The sequence below is a fragment of the Oceanimonas aquatica genome (genome assembly GCF_030732065.1).
GTDB lineage: Bacteria > Pseudomonadota > Gammaproteobacteria > Enterobacterales > Aeromonadaceae > Oceanimonas.
In genome coordinates, this window is sequence record NZ_JAVBHX010000001.1 from 564718 (window position 1) to 583478 (window position 18761).

Consider the following 18761-nt stretch of genomic DNA (forward strand, 5'->3'; position numbering starts at 1 on the left):
ATGACAGGGTTGTCCATGCTCAGACAGCGACCGGAATTAATGAACACAGCGCGATTGAAGCCCTCCGGCAGCGAACCGGAGCGAGGCAGGCTGGCGCTGATCTGCGAAGGGGGAGGCCAGCGCGGTATCTTTACCGCCGGCGTGCTCGATGCCTTTATGGCCGCAGACTTCGATCCTTTTGATCTCTTTATCGGCTCGTCCGCCGGTGCCCAGAACCTGTCTGCCTATGTGTGTCACAGTCGTGGCTTTGCCCGGGAAGTGATCACCGATTACACCACCCGTTCCGATTTCTTTCGTCCGCTGCATTTCGCCCGGGGCGGGGATCTGGTGGATCTGGACTGGTATTTCGAGGTGCTGCGCCACGAGCTGCCGCTGGATGTCACCACCGGCCATCGCCGCCTGGAAGGGCGGGAGCTGCTGTTTTGCAGTACCCGGGCGCGGGATCACCGGCCCCACTATTTTCACCCCGCCGATACCGACTGGTTGCTGGGCCTCAAGGCGTCCAGCGCCATTCCATTGCTGTACCGGGCCGGGGTGGAATGGCGGGGCGAACGTTACCTCGACGGCGGCGTGGCCGATGCCATTCCGGTGCGGGAAGCCTGGCGCCGGGGCGCCGGTGTGCTGGTGGTGATCCGCACCCAGCCCGGGGATATGCGCGTAACCCTGAGCTGGGCCCGGCGGCTGGAAGGCTGGCTGGGGCGGGACCGGCTGGGGGAGTTGCTGGCCATCGTGCGGGCCTACCAGCGTTGCTGCCATCAGGCCCATTGCTTTATGTCCCGGCCGCCGGAGAATGTACACCTGTTCGAGATTGCACCGCCGGCGCCCCTTTACAGCCGGGTGCTGGGCTCGACCCGGGCCCAGCTGGATCAGGACTATTCGCTGGGATTCAGTTGTGGACAGCTTTTTCTGCATGACCATGGTCTTCTGCTGGAGCGGCTGGCGCGTCAATAAAATTGATGTTGCAAACGTATCAGTACTGGTCAGCGCCCGGCGCGGGTTGTACACTCGCCCCCCGATTTTTTGCAGGCGCCGGATGGACTGTCTTTACCCGATTGGGCAGCATGGCTTGCCTTATACTGATGAAAAATCGAACTAATATCGTACCGGGCCAAAGGCCCGGATTTTCCGTGACCCTGAACTGACAAGGGGACAAAGAGCATGGCTGAATGGTCCGCAAACGATGCGCTCAAGGTATACAACCTGCCTTACTGGGGCGCCGGGTTTTTTCATCTTGACGAGCAGGGACGCGTCTGTGTCACGCCCGACAAGACCCGGCCCGAGGCAAAAGTGGTACTGGCCGAAGTAGTGGAGCAACTCAAGGCAGAGGGCTATGCCGCGCCTGTGTTACTGCGTTTTCCCGATATCATCAAAAGCCGCATCGATGCCCTGTTCAACGCCTTTAACGGCGCCATCGAGGATTACGGGTACGAAGGCGATTACCTGACCGTGTATCCCATCAAGGTGAACCAGCAGCGCGGTGTACTTGATGCCGTCACCAAGGCCTATAAAGACAAGCCCCGCCTGGGGCTGGAAGCGGGCTCCAAGCCCGAGCTGCTGGCGGTGCTGGCGCACACCCACGAGACCGAGTCGGTGATCGTGTGCAACGGTTACAAGGACAAGGAATACGTCCGCCTGGCTCTGCTTGGCACCAAAATGGGCCACCAGGTATATATCGTGATCGAGAAGCTCTCCGAGCTGTCGCTGGTGATGGAAGAGGCAGCCAAGCTCAAGGTAGCGCCGCGCCTGGGCGTGCGTGCCCGGCTGGCATCCCAGGGCGCCGGCAAGTGGCAGTCGAGCGGTGGCGAGAAGTCCAAGTTTGGCCTGAGCGCCACCCAGGTGCTGAGCCTGGTCAACCGGCTGAAGGAAGCCGGCTGCATCGACTGGCTGCAGCTGCTGCACTTTCACCTGGGCTCCCAGATCGCCAATATTCGCGATATTCAGAAGGGCATTCGCGAGTGCGGCCGTTTCTATGGCGAGCTGCGCCGGCTCAATGTGCCGGTGAACATAGTGGACGTGGGCGGCGGCCTGGGTGTGGACTATGAAGGTACCCGTTCCCAGAGTTACTGTTCGGCCAACTACAACCTGCGCGAATATGCCAACAACGTGGTGTGGGGCATTGGCAACGTGTGCCGCGAGTACGATCTGCCGCACCCGCGCATCATCAGCGAGTCGGGCCGGGCCATTACCGCCCACCACGCCATGCTGGTGGCCAATGTGATCAGCATTGAGTCGGCCCAGAGCAGCAAGCCGGCAGCGCTGGCCGAAGACGCGCCCTTTTTGCTCAGAAACATGTGGGAAACCTGGGAAGACCTGTGCCGGGAAGATCCGCCTCTGCTGGAGATCTACCACGATACCGTGGCGGAGCTGGCCGATGTGCATGAGCAGTACAACATGGGCATGATGACCCTGGAAGACAGGGCCTGGGCGGAAGAGGTGCACCTGAACATTTGTCTCGGTATCAAGGCGAAACTGGATCCGGTGAACCGGGCGCACAGGCCCATCATGGATGAACTGAACGAGAAGCTGGCGGACAAGTGCTTCGTCAACTTTTCTCTGTTTCAGTCACTGCCCGATGCCTGGGGCATCGATCAGATCTTTCCGGTGCTGCCCCTGGACGGCCTCGACCGGCCGCCCAGCCGCCGTGCGGTGATCCTGGACATTACCTGTGACTCCGACGGCGCCATCGATCAGTACGTGGATGGTCAGGGCGTGGAAACCACCCTGCCCATGCCCGAGTTCGTGCCCGGCCAGCCTCAGTATCTGGGCTTTTTCCTGGTGGGGGCCTATCAGGAAATTCTGGGTGACATGCATAACCTGTTTGGCGATACCCACAGTGCCGAAGTGGTGCTGGATGAGCAGGGCAAGGCGCAGATCACCAATCTCAAGGAAGGCAGCAACGTGGCCGAGCTGCTGCGCTACGTGGACATCGATCCCTCGGTGATCAATGCCCAGTACGAGCTGCAGGCCAGCCATCCGGATCTGGACGATGAAACCCGGGCCTTGCTGCTGAGGGAGCTGTCCGCCGGCCTGGAAGGCTACGCCTATCTGGAAGAAGAGCAGTAAATCGCCCTTTTCCGCTTACCAACGCCCCGTCAAGGGGCGTTTTTTTATGGGCGCTTTCCGGTGTCAGCCGGCGTCGGGACCACTTTGTTGTGCAGCCAGCTTGCGTTCAAAGTCCTGAGTCACGATGGCCAGGGCGGCGAGGGCGAGTTCGGGGGGAACGTCATTGACTTCCAGCAGTTCAATCAGGTCAACGGCCAGCTGAATATGGGGAGGGGCGTCTTTCAGGCTCATGGTGAAAACGGTAAATAGCGGATGGCGTCAGTGTACCGTAAAAAAGCGCCGAAAAAAAAACGCCCAGCGAAGGCGCTGGGCAAAGACTTAGTGCTTAATTGCAGTGGCACTGAGTATGAACCCCCGGCCGAGGAAAGGTTCCCGCCTGGTTGAAAAAAATGCACAAAAAATATTCAGTCGTTACTGCCTTGACAGCGGCCGGGCTCAAACATAAATTTTAAACAGGTGTTTTAAATCTTTGAGAGGCGCCCGGTGCCGAGAAAAGAGACCAAGCGCAAAATACTGGATGCCGCCGAAGTCCTGTTTGCCGAGCAGGGCTTCAGCGATACCTCGCTCAGGCTGATCACCAGCGCCGCCGATGTGAATCTGGCCTCGGTCAACTATCATTTCGGCTCTCGCAAGGACCTGATCAAGGCGGTCATGGACCGGTACCTTGCTCTCTTTATGCCGGCGGTGAATGAGGCTCTGGTGCGGCTGCTGGAGCAGCCCCGACTCAGTGTGGAGCAGGTATTTGAATGTTTTGTGGCGCCGCTGATGGGGCTGACCCGTGTAAGACGACGCGGCCCGGAGATCTTTTTGCAACTGCTGGGTGGCGGCTACATGGATAATCAGGGCTTTTTACGCTGGTTTATCATCAATCACTATGGTGAGGTGGTCGATAATTTCACTCGGTGCATGCAACGGGCGGCACCGGGGCTGTCGTCCGCCGAATTGTTCTGGCGGCTGCATTTCACCCTGGGTACCGTGGTCTTTACCATGGCCTCGAGTGAGGCGCTCAGAGACATAGCCCGTAACGATTTCAACGAGGATATCGACGTGGAAGGCCTGGTTCGCAAGGTCATTCCCTACCTGGCCAGCGGCATGGAAGCCCGCACCGATTGACACAACCGAAGGGTTGAGGAGGTCATGATGAGTTTACGCAAAAAGTGGATAAGCCGGCCGGCCTTTGCCACCTTCAAAAAGGTGTTGCCGCCGCTGTCGGCAACCGAGCGTGAAGCCATGGAAGCCGGCTCGGTGTGGTGGGACGGCGAGCTGTTCAGCGGCCGCCCGGACTGGCGCAGGCTGTTGTCTTACGGTCCGTCGCGACTGAGTGAGCGGGAGCAGGCCTTTCTCGACAATGAAGTGAACACCCTGCTGGGCATGCTTGACGATTACCACATTGTCAGCGAAGAGCGGGAATTGCCCGAGCCGGTGTGGAATTACCTGCGCAATAACGGCTTTTTCTCACTGATCATTCCCGAATCCTACGGCGGGCTGAATTTCTCCGCCCTGGCCAACTCCACCATAGTGGCGCGCATTGCCAGCCGCAGCACCAGTGCGTCGGTCACCGTCATGGTGCCCAACTCGCTCGGCCCGGGTGAGCTGCTGATGCACTACGGCACCGAAGAACAAAAGCAGCGCTGGTTGCCGGGCCTGGCCGATGGCCGTGAAATTCCCTGTTTTGCCCTGACCGGGCCCGAGGCAGGCTCCGATGCCGGCTCCATTCCCGATCGCGGCGTGGTGTGCATGGGCGAATTTGAGGGTCAGCAGGTGCTGGGCCTGCGCCTGAACTGGGACAAGCGCTATATCACCCTGGCCCCTCGAGCCACCGTGCTGGGGCTGGCGTTCAAGCTCTATGACCCCGATCATCTGCTGGGAGACACCGAGGAGCTCGGCATTACCTGTGCCCTTATTCCCACTTCCCATCCCGGGGTGGAAACCGGCGACCGGCACCTGCCCATGGGGCTGGCATTTCTCAACGGCACCACGAGGGGCAAGGACGTGTTCATTCCCCTCGACTGGATCATTGGCGGTGCCGACTATGCCGGCCGGGGCTGGCGCATGCTGGTGGAATGTCTGTCGGCAGGGCGGGGCATTTCGCTGCCGGCGCTCGGCACCGCCAGTGGCCACCTGGCGACCCGCAGCACCAGTGCCTACGCCGTGGTGCGCAGGCAGTTCGGCCTGTCCATCGGCCGCTTTGAAGGGGTGCAGGAAGCCCTGGCCCGTATCGGCGGTCTGACCTACCAGCTCGAAGCCACCCGCCGGCTCACCACCCAGGCCCTGGACATGAACGAAAGCCCGGCCATCGTCACCGCCATTTCCAAATATCACATGACCGAAATGGCGCGTACCGTGATGAACGACGCCATGGACGTGCACGCCGGCAAGGCCATTCAGATGGGCCCGAAAAACTACCTGGCCCACAACTACATGGGCATGCCCATCGCCATTACCGTGGAAGGGGCCAACATTCTGACCCGCAACCTGATGATCTTCGGCCAGGGCGCCACCCGGTGTCATCCCTATGTACTGAAAGAGATGGCCGCCGCCGCCAACCCCGACGAGCAGGCCGGGCTGGCCGAGTTCGATCGCCTGTTGTTCGGTCATATCGGGTTTGCCGCCGGCAACGCCCTGGGGGCGCTCTGGCAGGGGCTGACCGGGGCCCGGTTCAATGGTGCGCCGGTATCCGGCGATACCGCGCCCTATTTTCGTCAGCTTGGCCGCATGAGCCGTGCCCTGGCGCTGTGTGCCGATGTGTCCATGCTGATGCTGGGCGGCAGCCTCAAGCGCAAGGAAATGCTCTCGGCCCGGCTCGGCGACGTGCTCAGTCACCTGTATCTGGCCAGTGCTACCCTCAAGTACTTTGAGGACAATGGCCGGCCCGCCGAGGAGCTGCCCTTTGTGCATTATGCGGTAAGCCGCAACCTGCACTCGATTGGTGAGGCCCTGACCGGCTTTTTGCAGAACTTTCCCAACCGGCCGGTGGCGCTGGCCCTGAAGACGCTGGTTTTTCCGCTCGGTAACCGTTACCGCATGCCGGCAGACCGGCATGTGCAGGCCATCTGCAAGCAACTGATGACCCCGGGTGGCGTACGCGACCGGCTGTCGGCTCTGTGCTACCTGCCCCCCGCCGACGAGCCCGGACTCGGTGAACTGGAAGCCGCCTTTAACGCCATGGTGGGCGTGATGGAGCTGGAAAAGAAACTCGTGCGCGCACAAAAAGACGGTGTATTGCCCCGCAAGCTGGCGCTGATGGACTTGCTGAGCCAGGCCCAGAAGGCGGGTATCATCACCGACACCGAGGCTCACCGGTTGCGGGAAGCCGACGAGCTGCGCCGGCGCGCCATTGCGGTAGACAGCTTCGCGCCCGGCGTGCTCAGCCGCCGGCAGGGCAAAAAGGTGAATGCGGCCTGAGCGCCGCTGTTTAGTTGACAGGCCGGGCCCGTGCCCGGCCTGTTGTTATTTCTCACGGATGAACGGCATACCGACATGACACTACCGACCCTGCGTATTGCACAACTGAAAATTATGCCGGTGATCACCTTGGACCGGGCCGAAGACAGTGTGCCCCTGGGCCGGCTGCTGGCCGACAATGGCCTGCCGGCGGCGGAGATCACCTTTCGCTCTGCCGTGGCTGCCGACGCCATTCGGCGACTGCGCGAAGCTCAGCCCGACATGCTGATCAGCGCCGGTACCGTACTCAATCGGGAGCAGGTGCAAGCGGCGAAACAGGCCGGGGCCGACTTTGTGGTGTCACCCGGTTTTAACCCCAATACGGTGCACGCCTGCCAGGAGCTGGACATGCCGATTATTCCCGGCGTCAATAATCCCAGCACCATAGAGGCGGCGCTGGAAATGGACCTGACCACGCTCAAGTTCTTTCCCGCCGAGGCGTCGGGCGGCGTCAACATGATCAGGGCGCTGCAGGGGCCTTTTGGCCAGCTCGGTTTCATGCCCACCGGGGGCATTCACGCCGGTAATATTCGCGAGTACCTGGCTCTGCCCGGGGTGATCGCCTGCGGCGGCTCCTGGATGGTAGACAAGGCGCTGATCAATGCCGGCAACTGGGATGAAGTCGCTCGTCTGATCCGGCAAGCGGTGGCCCTGGTGCAGTAATTGCTGCGGGCGAGGCAAACAAAAAGGCCGGGCACATTGCCCGGCCTTTGTCGTTTTCGTGAGGAGATAAAACCTTACTCGACGGTGAGGATCTTGCAGGTGTTGGTGCTGCCCACTACTTCCATCATGTCACCGTGGGTCAGCAGAACCAGATCGCCGCTGTTGACGTGGCCGGACTGCTTCAGGGTGGCGATGGCGTCACGGCAGGTCTCGGAGATGTTCTTGCTCTCGTCGGCCTTGAAGTACACCGGGGTCACACCACGGTACAGGTTGGCCCAGGACAGGGTCTTTTCTTCCTGGGACAGGGCGAAGATCGGCAGGCCGGAGCTGATGCGGGACAGCAGCAGCGGGGTGGTGCCGGAGTGAGTCAGGGCCACGATGGCCTTCACACCCTGCAGGTGGTTGGCGGCATACATGGTTGACATGGCCACGGTTTCTTCCACCGAGGTGAAAGTGAAGTTCATGCGGTGGTTGGACACATTGATGCTGGGGTGCTTTTCGGCGCCCAGACAGACGTCGGCCATGGCCTGCACGGTTTCTACCGGGAACTGGCCAGCGGCGGTTTCGGCAGACAGCATCACGGCATCGGTACCGTCGAGCACAGCGTTGGCCACGTCCATGACTTCGGCACGGGTGGGCAGGGGCGCGGTGATCATGGACTCCATCATCTGGGTGGCGGTGATCACCACCCGATTCAGGCGGCGGCTGGTGCGGATCAGCTTCTTCTGTACGCCCACCAGCTCGGGGTCACCGATTTCCACGCCCAGGTCGCCACGGGCCACCATGACGGCGTCGGAGGCCAGCACCACGTCTTCCATGGCGGCATCGGTGGCCACGGCTTCGGCACGTTCCACCTTGGCCACCAGCTTGGCATTGCTCCCGGCGGCGCGGGCCAGCTCACGGGCAATACGCATGTCTTCGCCGGTACGCGGGAAGGAAACGGCCAGATAATCCACGCCGATCTTGGCGGCGGTCTTGATGTCTTCCTTGTCCTTGTCGGTCAGGGCCGGGGCGGAGAGACCGCCACCTTTCTTGTTGATGCCCTTGTTGTTGGACAGGGGACCGGCCACGGTGACTTCGGTCAGTACCTTGTTGCCTTCCACACCTTCGACCCGCAGTTGTACACGGCCATCGTCGAGCAGCAGGATGTCGCCGTCTTTTACGTCTTTGGGCAGCTCTTTATAGTCGATGCCTACGCTCTGCTCGTTGCCTTCACCCTTGGGCAGATCGGCGTCGAGCACGAACTTGTCACCGATGTTCAGCTGAATTTTGCCGTCTTTAAAGGTGGATACGCGGATTTTGGGACCCTGCAGGTCGCCCAGAATGGCTACGTGCTTGCCCAGCTTCTTGGCGATGGCCCGCACCTGGTTGGCACGGTTCATGTGATCTTCCGGGGTACCGTGGGAGAAGTTCATACGAACCACGTTGGCGCCGGCAGCAATGATACCTTCGAGGTTGTTGTCGCGGTCGGTAGCCGGGCCCAGGGTGGTCACGATCTTGGTGCGTCTTAACATGAGAGACTCCAATTGGAAGAAAGAATGAATACGATGGAAAAAACAGAATTGTGCATCAGGCCGGTGGGCCGCTGCCGGAAAAGGGATTGGAAAGTGTCGGCAGTCACGGGTGATACGGCCACATCCTGTGCCGAAACTGACGAATTATGGAAAGGCCATGGGGTGCTCACGGTCCGACACTTCATCCTTGGTTTATGAAATTGTTATCGATGATAACCGAAGCCATTGTAAAAGTGTAGACGGGATCACAAAAATGCCGGGGTTTTCATATGGGCTTGATCGAGGTCAAAAATCGCGGTCGAATGCCGGCGTAATGAACAGTGAGAACATGACAAGCTAATGAAAAGAAAAGGAAAAGTTGATGAAGTTAGCAGTTTTTCTGTTCTGGTAATACTTCATTAAATTCAGTTTGTGTGAATTTTGTGCGCAATTTTACCCATGAATTGTGCTGAGTGGGCTGTAACATTTTCCATCGCGAATTAACATGCAGGCGCCCGTGCGGGCGCCGTTAATAGCAGAGCGGGCTGACTCAGTGATGGGGGCCGTCAAAGCGGGAGTTCTTGATCCCTTCCTTGACCTTTTTCAGGTTGTCCCTGAAGCGTGCACCCCGGCGCAGAATAAAGCCGGTGGCGAGCACATCGATCAGCACCATCTGCGCCAGCCGCGAGGCCATGGGCAGGTAAACGTCGGTGTCTTCCGGCACATCCATTGACAGCACCACGCTGCATTCCCGGGCCAGCGGCGAGTCCTTGGCGGTCAGACCAATCACCACGGCGTCGTTCTGCCGGGCCAGCTGGGCCACTTCCACCAGCGCCTTGGTGCGGCCGGTATGGGAGATCAGGACCACCACGTCGCCTTCGGAGCTGGCGATGCAGCTCATGCGCATCATCACCACATCGTCAAAGCACTGTACCGGCACGTTGAAGCGAAAGAACTTGTTCATGGCATCGTGGGCCACGGCGGAAGAGGCGCCCAGGCCAAAGAAGGACAGCTTGCGCGCCTGGGTCAGAATGTCGACGCAGCGGTTGACCGCCTGAGGATCCAGGCTGTGCCGGGCGGAGTCGAGGCAGGCCATGCTGGACTCGAAAATCTTGGCGGTATAGGACTCGGGACCGTCGTCCTCTTCCACGTGACGGTTTACGTAAGGGGTGCCGTTGGCCAGGCTCTGGGCCAGGTGCAGCTTGAAGTCGGGAAAGCCCTTGGTGTCGAGGCGGCGACAAAAGCGGTTAACGGTGGGCTCGCTGACGTCGGCCAGTTTGGCCAGCGCCGCAATGCTGGAATGAATGGCGGTCTGGGGCGAAGCGAGGATCACTTCTGCCACCTTGCGTTCAGACTTGCTGAAACTGTCGAGATTTTTGGTAATTTTTTCCAATGTATTCATCTGAACTTCCGGCTCGGTAAGGCGGGCGGGATCCGGCCCGAATGATGCAAAACAACGGAATACACTATACAGGACAAGTGATTGCCGTAAGAGCCCTGCCATACCAAAGTATGATGACAGACTGAAAAAATTACTTGATGGGCGAAAAAAAAGCCAACAAAACTGTAGTTAAACAACAAATGAAATGAATTGACGACACCGTCGGGCACAAAAAAGCCCCGTTGCCGGGGCTGATATTCATCTGTGCTGTCATGCACACGAAGGCGGGCATCCAGTGATTGCCATACAGGTTTAATCCTGTGCAACCATCATGGACTCCCGCCTTTCTCGGGAGTGACCAGTGCTCAATAGCCGGCGTCAGGCCAGCTCGGCCCAGAGATCGTACTCGTCGGAGTGGGTGACGGTAACGGTCACCATGTCGCCTGGCTTGAGGCCGGTTTCGCCGTTCAGGTACACCATGCCATCAATTTCCGGGGCGTCGGCGCTGGAGCGGCCGATGGCACCTTCTTCATCCACTTCGTCGATCAGTACCTTGATGGTTTTGCCCACCTTCTGGGCCAGGCGGCGGGTGGAAATTTGCTGCTGCAGTGCCATAAAGCGCTCATAGCGTTCCTGCTTGATCTCTTCCGGCACCGGATCGGCCAGCTCGTTGGCGCGGGCCCCTTCCACCGGGCTGTAGGTAAAGCAGCCCACCCTGTCCAGCTCGGCCTGCTCGATGAAGTCAAGCAGCATTTGAAAGTCTTCCTCGGTCTCGCCGGGAAAACCCACGATAAAGGTGGAGCGAATGGTCAGCTCGGGGCAGATCTCCCGCCAGCTGCGAATGCGCTCCAGAGTGCGCTCCACCGCGCCGGGGCGTTTCATTAATTTAAGAATACGCGGGCTGGCATGCTGCAGCGGTATATCCAGGTAGGGCAGGATCTTGCCGTCGCGCATCAGCGGAATGAGATCGTCCACATGCGGGTAGGGGTAGACATAATGCAGACGTACCCACACACCCATTTTGCCCAGCTCTTCGCACAGGGCCTGAATATGGGTTTTGACCGGGGTGCCGCTGGCAAAGCCGGTCTTGTGCCTTACATCTACGCCGTAGGCGGAGGTGTCCTGAGAGATCACCAGCAGCTCTTTCACGCCGGCATCGGCCAGGCGGCCGGCTTCGGCCAGCACGTCGCCGATGGGGCGGCTGTCCAGATCGCCCCGCATGGACGGAATAATGCAGAAAGTGCACTTGTGGTTGCAGCCTTCGGAGATCTTCAGGTAGGCGTAGTGCTTGGGGGTCAGCTTGACACCCTGTTCGGGCACCAGGTTGACGAAGGGGTTGTATTCCGGACGGGGCACATAACGGTGCACGTGCTCCAGTACCTGCTCATAGGAATGGGGGCCGGTAATTTCCAGCACCTTGGGGTGCACTTCACGGATTTGATCTTCCTTGGCACCCAGACAACCGGTGACGATCACCTTGCCGTTTTCGTTCAGGGCTTCACCGATGGCTTCCAGGGATTCCTGCACCGCGCTGTCGATAAAGCCGCAAGTGTTGACGATCACCATATCGGCATCATCGTAGGAAGGCACCACATCGTAACCTTCGATACGCAGCTGGGTCAGAATTCGCTCGGAGTCGACCAGGTTTTTGGGGCAACCGAGAGACACAAAGCCGATACGGGGAACAGACATACTCACTAGAATGGACTCACTTTGACGAACAAACACAAGAAAGGGCGCATTTTACACTCAGGGGGCTTGATTAAAAAAGCCCCAGTAACAAAAACACCCCGGCGGGCCGGGGTGTTTTAAGCAGGTGAAAACTTACTTGGCGAAGTTTTCTGCTACGAAGTCCCAGTTGACCAGGGCCCAGAAGGCTTTCACATAGTCGGGACGCACGTTGCGGTAGTCGATGTAGTAGGCGTGCTCCCACACGTCGCAGGTCAGCAGGGGAGTCAGGCCTACTTCGGTCAGCGGGCAACCGGCGTTGGAGGTGTTAACCAGGCCCACAGAGCCGTCGGACTTTTTCACCAGCCAGGTCCAGCCGGAGCCGAAGTTGGTCACGGCAGACTTGGTGAACTCTTCCTTGAAGGCATCGAAAGAGCCGAAAGCGGCCTTGATGGCATCGGCCAGGGCGCCGGTGGGCTCACCGCCACCGTTGGGAGACAGGCAGTTCCAGTAGAAGGTGTGGTTCCATACCTGAGCGGCGTTGTTGAAGATGCCGCCGGAAGAAGTTTTGATGATGTCTTCCAGAGACTTGCCTTCGAACTCGGTGCCGGGAACCAGGTTGTTCAGGTTAACCACGTAGGTGTTGTGGTGCTTGCCGTGGTGATATTCCAGAGTCTCCTGAGAGATATGCGGTTCCAGAGCGTTCTTGGCGTAAGGCAGAGCGGGAAGTTCAAAAGCCATTTTCAATTCTCCATTTTTGTGCGCCGGATGAGACCGGCGAAGACATTGCTGCTTGCTTCTTATTGGTGGCGGTTACGACTTCAATCAGCATAGTCGCAGACCGCTAAATTGCTGACAGAATTGTAACAGTTAGCCAGCGGGCTAAACAACAACAGCTTTTGTACGGGTACCAAAGGGAAGGTTAATTAATCGGTTGCGGCCCTTGAGACCGGGAAGGGATGCAGTAGAATGAAGCCTTTAGCAACTTCCGTCCGAGGTGGTCATGGACACCATTGAAAAAATCAAAACCCAGATCAGTGAAAACCCCATTCTGCTGTACATGAAAGGGTCTCCCAAGTTCCCGAGCTGCGGTTTTTCCGCTCAGGCGTCCCAGGCCCTGATGAACTGCGGTGAGCCCTTCGCCTATGTGGACATTCTGCAGAATCCGGAAATTCGCGCCGAGCTGCCCAAGTACGCCAACTGGCCGACCTTTCCCCAGCTGTGGGTGGAAGGCGAGCTGATCGGCGGCTGCGACATCATCATCGAGATGTTCCAGCAGGGCGAGCTGCAGACCCTGATCAAGGACACGGCTGCCAAGCATCCCAAGCCCGAGCAGGCCTGATACTCAAAAGGCAGGCACCAGCCTGCCTTTGAATACTGATACCGTCATGCCGGCCTTGAGCCGGCATTTTTTTGGATGAAACGAAGGTGTTGTCTGCAGAAAGGTGCCGGGTCGAAGCCCGGCATGACGTTTGTGATAGTTATACTGCGGGGATCTGCTGAGTGATGCAGTGAATATTGCCGCCGCCGAGCAGGATTTCCCGCGCCGGTATGCCCACCACCTCCAATTCCGGAAAGATTTCCTCCAGCCGGGCCTGAGCTTCTCCGTCGGTATTCGGATCCAGCAGCGGAAACAGCAGCCGGCCGTTGGTGATGAGAAAGTTCACATACGACGCCGCCAGCCGCTCGCCCGCCGGGCGCGGTACACCGCTGCCGGTAGCGATGCCGGCGGCTTCCTCGTCACTGATGTACAGCGGCCCGGGTTGAGGCAGCAGCCACACCTTGAGCCGGCGGCCCCTGGCGTCCGTTGCCGAACTCAGTACCTCGAATGCCGCCTGGGTGCGCACATATTGCGGATCCTGCGGGTCTTCGCAGCCGTGCAGAATCACCTCACCCGGGCGCGCGAAACAGGCCATGTTGTCGATATGGCCGTCGGTTTCGTCCATGTATACCCCTTCATCCAGCCAGATAAAGCGGGTTACCCCAAGCGTGTCGCGCAGGTGTTGCTCGATTTCGGCCTGAGTAAGCTTCGGGTTGCGGTTGGCATTGAGCAGGCATTCGCGAGTGGTGAGCAGGGTGCCTTCGCCGTCAACATGAATGGAGCCGCCTTCCAGCACCAGCGGGCTTTCCACCGCCGCAATACCATGCTGGGCCAGCATGGCCTGGGCCATGGCCTGATCCTGATCCCAGGGCGCATAGAGGCCGCCCAGCTCACCACCCCAGGCGTTGAAGCGCCAGTCGATACCCTTGATACCGCCTCGGCCGTCCACCACCACGGTGGGTCCGGTATCCCGGGCCCAGGCGTCATCGCTTTCAATGTCCACCAGGGTCACCGCCGCCGGCATGGTTGCCCTGGCCTTGCCCATGTCCGCCGCCGGCACCGCCATCAACACCGGGGTGACTGCCGAGATGGCCTCGGCCAGCCTGGCAAAGGTGGCCTGGGCCGGGACGCCATTTTCCCGCCAGTTGTCGGGGCGATGGGGCCAGATCATCCACACCGCCTGCTGGGGCGCCCACTCGGCGGGCATGTAATAGCCCTTGAGCGCGTCCATCAGCGACCTCCGCTCTGCTTGCCGTCTGAGGTCAGCAGGGTCTGGTACATGGCCGGGCGGCGATCCCGGAACAGACCCCAGCTGTGACGGGTCTTGGCGACGGCGTCCAGATCAAAGCTGTGCACCAGCACGCACTCGCTGGTCTTGTCGGCCTGCTGCACCAGCTCACCGAACTCATCGGCAATAAAGGATGAGCCGTAAAAGGTGATTTCCAGATTGTCGTGGTATTTGCTTTGCTCGGTGCCGACGCGGTTGGATGCGATCACCGGTACCAGGTTGGCGGCCGCATGGCCCTGCTGGGTACGGGTCCAGTGGGGCTGACTGTTGATACTGGCATCCTGCGGCTCGGAGCCGATGGCGGTGGGGAAGAAGATCAGCTCTGCCCCCATCAGTGCCAGGCTGCGGGCGGTTTCCGGGAACCACTGATCCCAGCAGATGCCCACGCCTATTTTGGCGTAGCGGGTCTGCCATACTCGAAAGCCGGTGTCGCCGGGAGTAAAGAACTGTTTTTCCTGGTAGCCGGGGCCATTGGGAATGTGGGTCTTGCGATACAAGTCCAGCACGGCGCCGTCGGCGTCAATCACCACCAGGGAGTTGTAATAGGCGTTGCTGGCGCGCTCAAAGAAGCTGAGCGGCAGCACCACTTCCAGCTCCTTGGCCAGGGCCTGAAAATGGGCGATCAGCGGGCTGTTGTCGACTTCCTGGGCCAGGGCAAAGTGCTCCGGGCTCTGATCGATGCAGAAGTAGGGCGCTTCAAACAGCTCCTGAATAAGAATGATCTGGGCCCCCTGACCGGCGGCCTGGCGCACCAGTTTTTCGGCGCGGGCGATGTTTTCGTCTCGGTTCCAGCTGCAGGCCATCTGGGTGGCGGCCACGGTTACCATGGTCATGAAATAGCTCCTTGTATCGGCTAAAGGGGATCGGGTTGAAGGCCGGCGTCACTTGCGGCTGCCGGTGTCCATGGAGTGAGTCTGGGACTTGCCTGTTCATCCATCAAATGAATAATATTAATTTTATTATCCATAGCGTGAATTTTGCATGAAACTTCACCAGCTTGATATGAACCTGTTGCTGGCCTTTGATGCCCTGATGACCCAGCGTAACGTGACCCGGGCGGCGCAACAGTGTTTTATCAGCCAGCCGGCCATGAGCCATGCCCTGAACCGCCTGCGCCAGTTTTTTGAAGACCCCTTGCTGGTGCGCAGTGCCACCGGCATGCAGCCCACTCAGCGGGCGTTAAGCCTGCATCAGACGGTGCGTCAGGCGCTGATGCTGCTGGAGCAGGAGCTGGGCCGGGAAGCACATTTCGAGCCGGCCAGCTCGCGGCGACGTTTTGTGATCAGCACCACCGACTACGTGGAGTGCGTGCTGATCCCACCGCTGATCCGCCGGCTCAAGACCCTGGCGCCCGGGGTGCGCATTGAAATTGAAATTTTGCGGGATCAGCTGCCCGAAGCTTCCCTGGCCAATGGTGAAGTGGATCTGGTGCTGGGCTTTGATGAATACATGAAAGTGCCGGCCTCGTTGCGTACCGAAACCTGGCTGACCGAGCCATTGGCGGGCATCGTCGCCGAGGATCATCCCGAGGTGGGTGAGGGGTTGTCTCTTAAGCAGCTCACCGCGCTGCCCCATGTGTTTCACTCTCCGCTCGGTACCCGCGAGGCCAGCATCGACACCTGGCTGGCCAGTCAGGGCCTGAAGCGGCAAATATCGGTGAACAGCCAGAGCTATATGTCGGCGGCGGCCATTGTGGTGCAAAGCGATCACCTGCTGGTGTTGCCGAGCAAGGTGGCCGCCCTGCTGGCCGGCGCCTGGCCGTTAAGGCAGGTGGCCTTGCCGGCAGACTTGCCTGCCTATCATCTCAATTGCGTCTGGCACCCGTTGCACGACCGCCAGCCCGCCCTGCAATGGCTGCGGGAGTTACTGCGCTCGCTGATTTGAGCTGAGGGTAGGGGTGAGGAGAAATGGGTGAGGGGGTGAAAACAAATGTGCCGGGCAAGCCCCGGCACAACTGATGGCTGAAAGCTTATTGCTGAGAGCTTTTAAAGCACCATGGCCGCAAGCCAGCCAAAGCCGATAAGCGGAATATTGTAGTGCAGGAAGGTGGGCACTACCGAGTCCCAGATATGATCATGCTGGCCGTCGGCGTTCAGGCCCGAGGTGGGGCCCAGGGTTGAGTCTGAGGCCGGCGAGCCGGCGTCACCCAGGGCACCGGCGGTGCCGATAATGGCCAGGGTCGCCAGGGGTGAAAAGCCCAGGGAGATGCACAGGGGCACATAAATGGGGGCGATGATAGGAATGGTGGAAAAGGACGAGCCGATGCCCATGGTGATCAGCAGGCCCACCACCAGCATCGACAGTGCCGCCAGCGCCTTGTTGTCGCCCAGCACATCGGCCACCGCTTGCACCAGGCTGCCAATGCCGTCGGTGGCCTTGATCACGGCGGCAAAGCCTGCGGCGGAGATCATGATAAAGCCGATCAGCGACATCATTTTTACGCCCTGAGTAAAGGCATCCTGGCTTTCACGAAACTTAATCACCCCACCCATGGTGAAGATTACAAAGCCCACCATGGCACCGAGAATAATGGAGTCACTGTACAGCTGCAGGCTCAGCGCGCTGATAATGGCGATAATCGCAATGCCGATATGCAGCGGATTAATTCGAATGTGCTCCGGCTCTACCGCGATGATTTTGCTCTCATCATACAGGCGGGGTTTGCGGTAGCTGATAAACAGCGCCACGAGCAGGCCGAGGAACATGCCGCCCACCGGAATGCCCATGGCCAGGGGCAGCATACCCTTGGTGGCTTCCACGCCGTTTTCCACCAGGTTGGCCAGCAGAATGTTGTTGAGAAAAATGCCGCCAAAACCCACCGGTAACATCATGTAAGTGGCGGTCAGGCCAAAGGTCAGCACACAGGTCACCGCCCGGCGATCCAGCTGCAAGCGTGCCATCACGTGCAGCAGAGGCGGCACCAGAATGGGAATAAAGGCGATATGAATGGGGATCAGATTCTGGGACGACACCGCCGCCAGCAGCAGGGCGCACAGCAGCACCGCCTTGATCCACAGCACCCGGCCCTGGCTGGCGTCCTGGCCCAGAGCACGAATGATTCGCACTGCCAGCAGATCGGTAATGCCCGAGCGGGAAATGGCCACCGCAAAGGCACCCAGCATGGCATAGCTCAGGGCGATGGTGGCGCCGCCGCCCAGGCCGTCGGCAAAAATTTTGGCGGTGTCGGTCAGCGACAGGCCGCCCACCAGGCCACCCACCAGGGCGCTCAGCGCCAGAGAGATCACCACGTTGATGCGCAGCAGGCTCAGCACCAGCATCAGAGACACGGCGATGACAACGGGATTCATGGAATATCCTTCAGGTTTTAACAAAAAAAGAAGCAGGTAGTTTGCAAATCGAGCCGGGAATGTCGAGCATTATTTTGCTTTTGGCCCTAATTGTCCGGATTGTACTTTTTTTGAGCGGCTGGCAAGGCTTGTTTGTCTTGCCCCTTGGGTTTGGCGATGGGCACCCATATAATATCTGACTGATTCGGTATGGTTTTAAAAAACCGTTCTGTTAAACCCCAAGGAGATAAAGATGAGCGTACTGGTAGGCCGTCAGGCACCCGACTTTACCGCTGCCGCTGTGCTGGGCAATGGCGAAATCGTTGAGAACTTTAACCTCAAGGAATTCACCAAGGGCAAAGCCGCCGTTGTGTTTTTCTACCCGCTGGACTTCACTTTCGTGTGTCCTTCCGAGCTGATCGCCTTCGATCACCGTTTTGCTGAATTCCAGAGCCGTGGCGTGGAAGTGATCGGTGTGTCCATCGACTCCCAGTTCACCCACAACGCCTGGCGCAACACCGATATCGACAAGGGCGGTATCGGCCAGGTTCAGTACCCGCTGGTTGCCGACGTCAAGCACGAAATCTGCCAGGCCTACGACGTTGAGCACCCGGAAGTCGGCGTGGCCTTCCGTGGCTCCTTCCTGATCGACGCCAACGGCGTGGTTCGTCACCAGGTTGTGAACGATCTGCCCCTGGGCCGTAACATCGACGAGATGCTGCGCATGATCGACGCCCTGCAGTTCCACGAAGAGCACGGCGAAGTGTGCCCGGCTCAGTGGGAAAAAGGCAAGGCCGGCATGCAGGCCTCTCCGGACGGCGTGGCCAGCTACCTGTCCGAGAACGCCGAAGGCCTGTAAGGCTAGCGCGTTCCACAAAAATGCCGGCATCATGCCGGCATTTTTTATGGCTGTGGCTCGCTCATTTCCACCCCGGGGCCGCGAATATCATCGGCGGCGTGGAGTGGGCCTGACTCGGTCAGTCCCCATATCAGCAGCAGGCCGGCCACCGCCACCACACTTGCCAGTAACGATAACGGCTTGCGCAGGACTGGTGTGTGTCGAATGTCTTCCCGCAGACTGCGGCAATGAACACAGCGCCTGTGATGAGCAAAAAACGGTTTGCCGCATTGCTCGCAGTGGATCAACGACATA

At 59.4% G+C, this 18761-nt stretch carries 17 protein-coding genes; 8 read left to right on the top strand and 9 right to left on the bottom strand.

Translation table 11 applies throughout. From position 1 onward, the window contains the following. Nucleotides 1-39 precede the first annotated feature (39 nt). Nucleotides 40-951 carry a patatin-like phospholipase family protein gene (locus Q9290_RS02660; protein ID WP_306078073.1) on the top strand — a complete coding sequence of 304 codons (912 nt, stop codon included), beginning with the start codon at nucleotides 40-42 and terminating at the stop codon, nucleotides 949-951. A gap of 207 nt (nucleotides 952-1158) precedes the next feature. Continuing rightward, nucleotides 1159-3063 (top strand): biosynthetic arginine decarboxylase, encoded by a 1905-nt coding sequence (gene speA, locus Q9290_RS02665; protein WP_306078074.1) that lies wholly within the window; start codon nucleotides 1159-1161, stop codon nucleotides 3061-3063. A 63-nt stretch (nucleotides 3064-3126) separates the two neighbouring features. Here the strand turns inward: speA and rsmS are convergent, their stop codons facing one another. After that, complete coding sequence (gene rsmS, locus Q9290_RS02670) at nucleotides 3127-3294, bottom strand: pleiotropic regulatory protein RsmS (RefSeq protein ID WP_306078075.1); 168 nt, start codon at nucleotides 3292-3294, stop codon at nucleotides 3127-3129. Nucleotides 3295-3546: 252 nt separating this feature from the next. On the opposite strand from rsmS, the gene psrA reads away from it, so the two are divergent. The 3 genes from psrA to Q9290_RS02685 all read left to right on the top strand — a co-directional run bounded on the left by psrA (nucleotide 3547) and on the right by Q9290_RS02685 (nucleotide 7170). Next, nucleotides 3547-4176, top strand: a complete 630-nt coding sequence (psrA, locus tag Q9290_RS02675; RefSeq protein WP_306078076.1) for a TetR family transcriptional repressor PsrA — start codon at nucleotides 3547-3549, stop codon at nucleotides 4174-4176. A 27-nt stretch (nucleotides 4177-4203) separates the two neighbouring features. Then, nucleotides 4204-6468 carry an acyl-CoA dehydrogenase gene (locus Q9290_RS02680; protein ID WP_306078077.1) on the top strand — a complete coding sequence of 755 codons (2265 nt, stop codon included), beginning with the start codon at nucleotides 4204-4206 and terminating at the stop codon, nucleotides 6466-6468. 75 nt (nucleotides 6469-6543) lie between these two features. Beyond that, nucleotides 6544-7170 (top strand): bifunctional 4-hydroxy-2-oxoglutarate aldolase/2-dehydro-3-deoxy-phosphogluconate aldolase, encoded by a 627-nt coding sequence (locus Q9290_RS02685; RefSeq protein ID WP_306078078.1) that lies wholly within the window; start codon nucleotides 6544-6546, stop codon nucleotides 7168-7170. A 74-nt stretch (nucleotides 7171-7244) separates the two neighbouring features. On the opposite strand, the gene pyk is transcribed toward Q9290_RS02685, so the two are convergent. From pyk to sodB, 4 genes are all read right to left on the bottom strand, one after another. Beyond that, the gene (gene pyk, locus Q9290_RS02690; RefSeq protein ID WP_306078079.1) at nucleotides 7245-8684 is read right to left on the bottom strand and encodes a pyruvate kinase; all 1440 of its coding nucleotides are present in this window, start codon (nucleotides 8682-8684) and stop codon (nucleotides 7245-7247) included. A gap of 529 nt (nucleotides 8685-9213) precedes the next feature. Further along, nucleotides 9214-10065 carry a MurR/RpiR family transcriptional regulator gene (locus Q9290_RS02695; RefSeq protein WP_306078080.1) on the bottom strand — a complete coding sequence of 284 codons (852 nt, stop codon included), beginning with the start codon at nucleotides 10063-10065 and terminating at the stop codon, nucleotides 9214-9216. Between the two features lie 357 nt (nucleotides 10066-10422). Beyond that, complete coding sequence (gene rimO, locus Q9290_RS02700) at nucleotides 10423-11736, bottom strand: 30S ribosomal protein S12 methylthiotransferase RimO (RefSeq protein WP_306078182.1); 1314 nt, start codon at nucleotides 11734-11736, stop codon at nucleotides 10423-10425. Nucleotides 11737-11868: 132 nt separating this feature from the next. Then, nucleotides 11869-12453: a superoxide dismutase [Fe] gene (sodB, locus tag Q9290_RS02705; RefSeq protein ID WP_306078081.1), complete on the bottom strand. Its 585-nt coding sequence runs from the start codon at nucleotides 12451-12453 to the stop codon at nucleotides 11869-11871. Nucleotides 12454-12715: 262 nt separating this feature from the next. On the opposite strand from sodB, the gene Q9290_RS02710 reads away from it, so the two are divergent. Then, on the top strand, nucleotides 12716-13054 hold the full coding sequence (locus tag Q9290_RS02710; protein WP_094199568.1) for a Grx4 family monothiol glutaredoxin: 339 nt from the start codon (nucleotides 12716-12718) through the stop codon (nucleotides 13052-13054). Between the two features lie 139 nt (nucleotides 13055-13193). On the opposite strand, the gene aguA is transcribed toward Q9290_RS02710, so the two are convergent. Then, nucleotides 13194-14264 carry an agmatine deiminase gene (gene aguA / locus Q9290_RS02715; protein WP_306078082.1) on the bottom strand — a complete coding sequence of 357 codons (1071 nt, stop codon included), beginning with the start codon at nucleotides 14262-14264 and terminating at the stop codon, nucleotides 13194-13196. After that, the gene (gene aguB, locus Q9290_RS02720; protein ID WP_306078083.1) at nucleotides 14264-15154 is read right to left on the bottom strand and encodes an N-carbamoylputrescine amidase; all 891 of its coding nucleotides are present in this window, start codon (nucleotides 15152-15154) and stop codon (nucleotides 14264-14266) included. Before aguB ends, aguA begins: the two co-directional genes overlap by 1 nt. A gap of 148 nt (nucleotides 15155-15302) precedes the next feature. On the opposite strand from aguB, the gene Q9290_RS02725 reads away from it, so the two are divergent. Next, nucleotides 15303-16205, top strand: a complete 903-nt coding sequence (locus Q9290_RS02725; protein WP_306078084.1) for a LysR family transcriptional regulator — start codon at nucleotides 15303-15305, stop codon at nucleotides 16203-16205. 101 nt (nucleotides 16206-16306) lie between these two features. Here Q9290_RS02725 and Q9290_RS02730 read toward each other — a convergent pair whose 3' ends face one another. Further along, nucleotides 16307-17629, bottom strand: coding sequence for a Na+/H+ antiporter family protein (locus Q9290_RS02730; RefSeq protein ID WP_306078085.1), 1323 nt, complete (start codon nucleotides 17627-17629; stop codon nucleotides 16307-16309). Between the two features lie 232 nt (nucleotides 17630-17861). On the opposite strand from Q9290_RS02730, the gene Q9290_RS02735 reads away from it, so the two are divergent. Continuing rightward, nucleotides 17862-18467, top strand: a complete 606-nt coding sequence (locus tag Q9290_RS02735) for a peroxiredoxin C (RefSeq protein ID WP_306078086.1) — start codon at nucleotides 17862-17864, stop codon at nucleotides 18465-18467. A gap of 44 nt (nucleotides 18468-18511) precedes the next feature. Here Q9290_RS02735 and Q9290_RS02740 read toward each other — a convergent pair whose 3' ends face one another. Then, complete coding sequence (locus Q9290_RS02740; RefSeq protein WP_306078087.1) at nucleotides 18512-18760, bottom strand: hypothetical protein; 249 nt, start codon at nucleotides 18758-18760, stop codon at nucleotides 18512-18514. Nucleotide 18761 lies beyond the last annotated feature (1 nt).

Bases quoted from the DNA above. Each gene is read 5' to 3' on its own strand.
- Q9290_RS02735 (WP_306078086.1), top strand. From the start codon at position 17,862: ATGAGCGTACTGGTAGGCCGTCAGGCACCCGACTTTACCGCTGCCGCT.
- aguB (WP_306078083.1), bottom strand. From the start codon at position 15,154: ATGACCATGGTAACCGTGGCCGCCACCCAGATGGCCTGCAGCTGGAAC.
- aguA (WP_306078082.1), bottom strand. From the start codon at position 14,264: ATGGACGCGCTCAAGGGCTATTACATGCCCGCCGAGTGGGCGCCCCAG.
- Q9290_RS02740 (WP_306078087.1), bottom strand. From the start codon at position 18,760: ATGTCGTTGATCCACTGCGAGCAATGCGGCAAACCGTTTTTTGCTCAT.
- pyk (WP_306078079.1), bottom strand. From the start codon at position 8,684: ATGTTAAGACGCACCAAGATCGTGACCACCCTGGGCCCGGCTACCGAC.
- Q9290_RS02730 (WP_306078085.1), bottom strand. From the start codon at position 17,629: ATGAATCCCGTTGTCATCGCCGTGTCTCTGATGCTGGTGCTGAGCCTG.
- Q9290_RS02685 (WP_306078078.1), top strand. From the start codon at position 6,544: ATGACACTACCGACCCTGCGTATTGCACAACTGAAAATTATGCCGGTG.
- speA (WP_306078074.1), top strand. From the start codon at position 1,159: ATGGCTGAATGGTCCGCAAACGATGCGCTCAAGGTATACAACCTGCCT.
- sodB (WP_306078081.1), bottom strand. From the start codon at position 12,453: ATGGCTTTTGAACTTCCCGCTCTGCCTTACGCCAAGAACGCTCTGGAA.
- rimO (WP_306078182.1), bottom strand. From the start codon at position 11,736: ATGTCTGTTCCCCGTATCGGCTTTGTGTCTCTCGGTTGCCCCAAAAAC.
- rsmS (WP_306078075.1), bottom strand. From the start codon at position 3,294: ATGAGCCTGAAAGACGCCCCTCCCCATATTCAGCTGGCCGTTGACCTG.
- Q9290_RS02725 (WP_306078084.1), top strand. From the start codon at position 15,303: ATGAAACTTCACCAGCTTGATATGAACCTGTTGCTGGCCTTTGATGCC.
- Q9290_RS02680 (WP_306078077.1), top strand. From the start codon at position 4,204: ATGAGTTTACGCAAAAAGTGGATAAGCCGGCCGGCCTTTGCCACCTTC.
- Q9290_RS02660 (WP_306078073.1), top strand. From the start codon at position 40: ATGAACACAGCGCGATTGAAGCCCTCCGGCAGCGAACCGGAGCGAGGC.
- Q9290_RS02710 (WP_094199568.1), top strand. From the start codon at position 12,716: ATGGACACCATTGAAAAAATCAAAACCCAGATCAGTGAAAACCCCATT.
- Q9290_RS02695 (WP_306078080.1), bottom strand. From the start codon at position 10,065: ATGAATACATTGGAAAAAATTACCAAAAATCTCGACAGTTTCAGCAAG.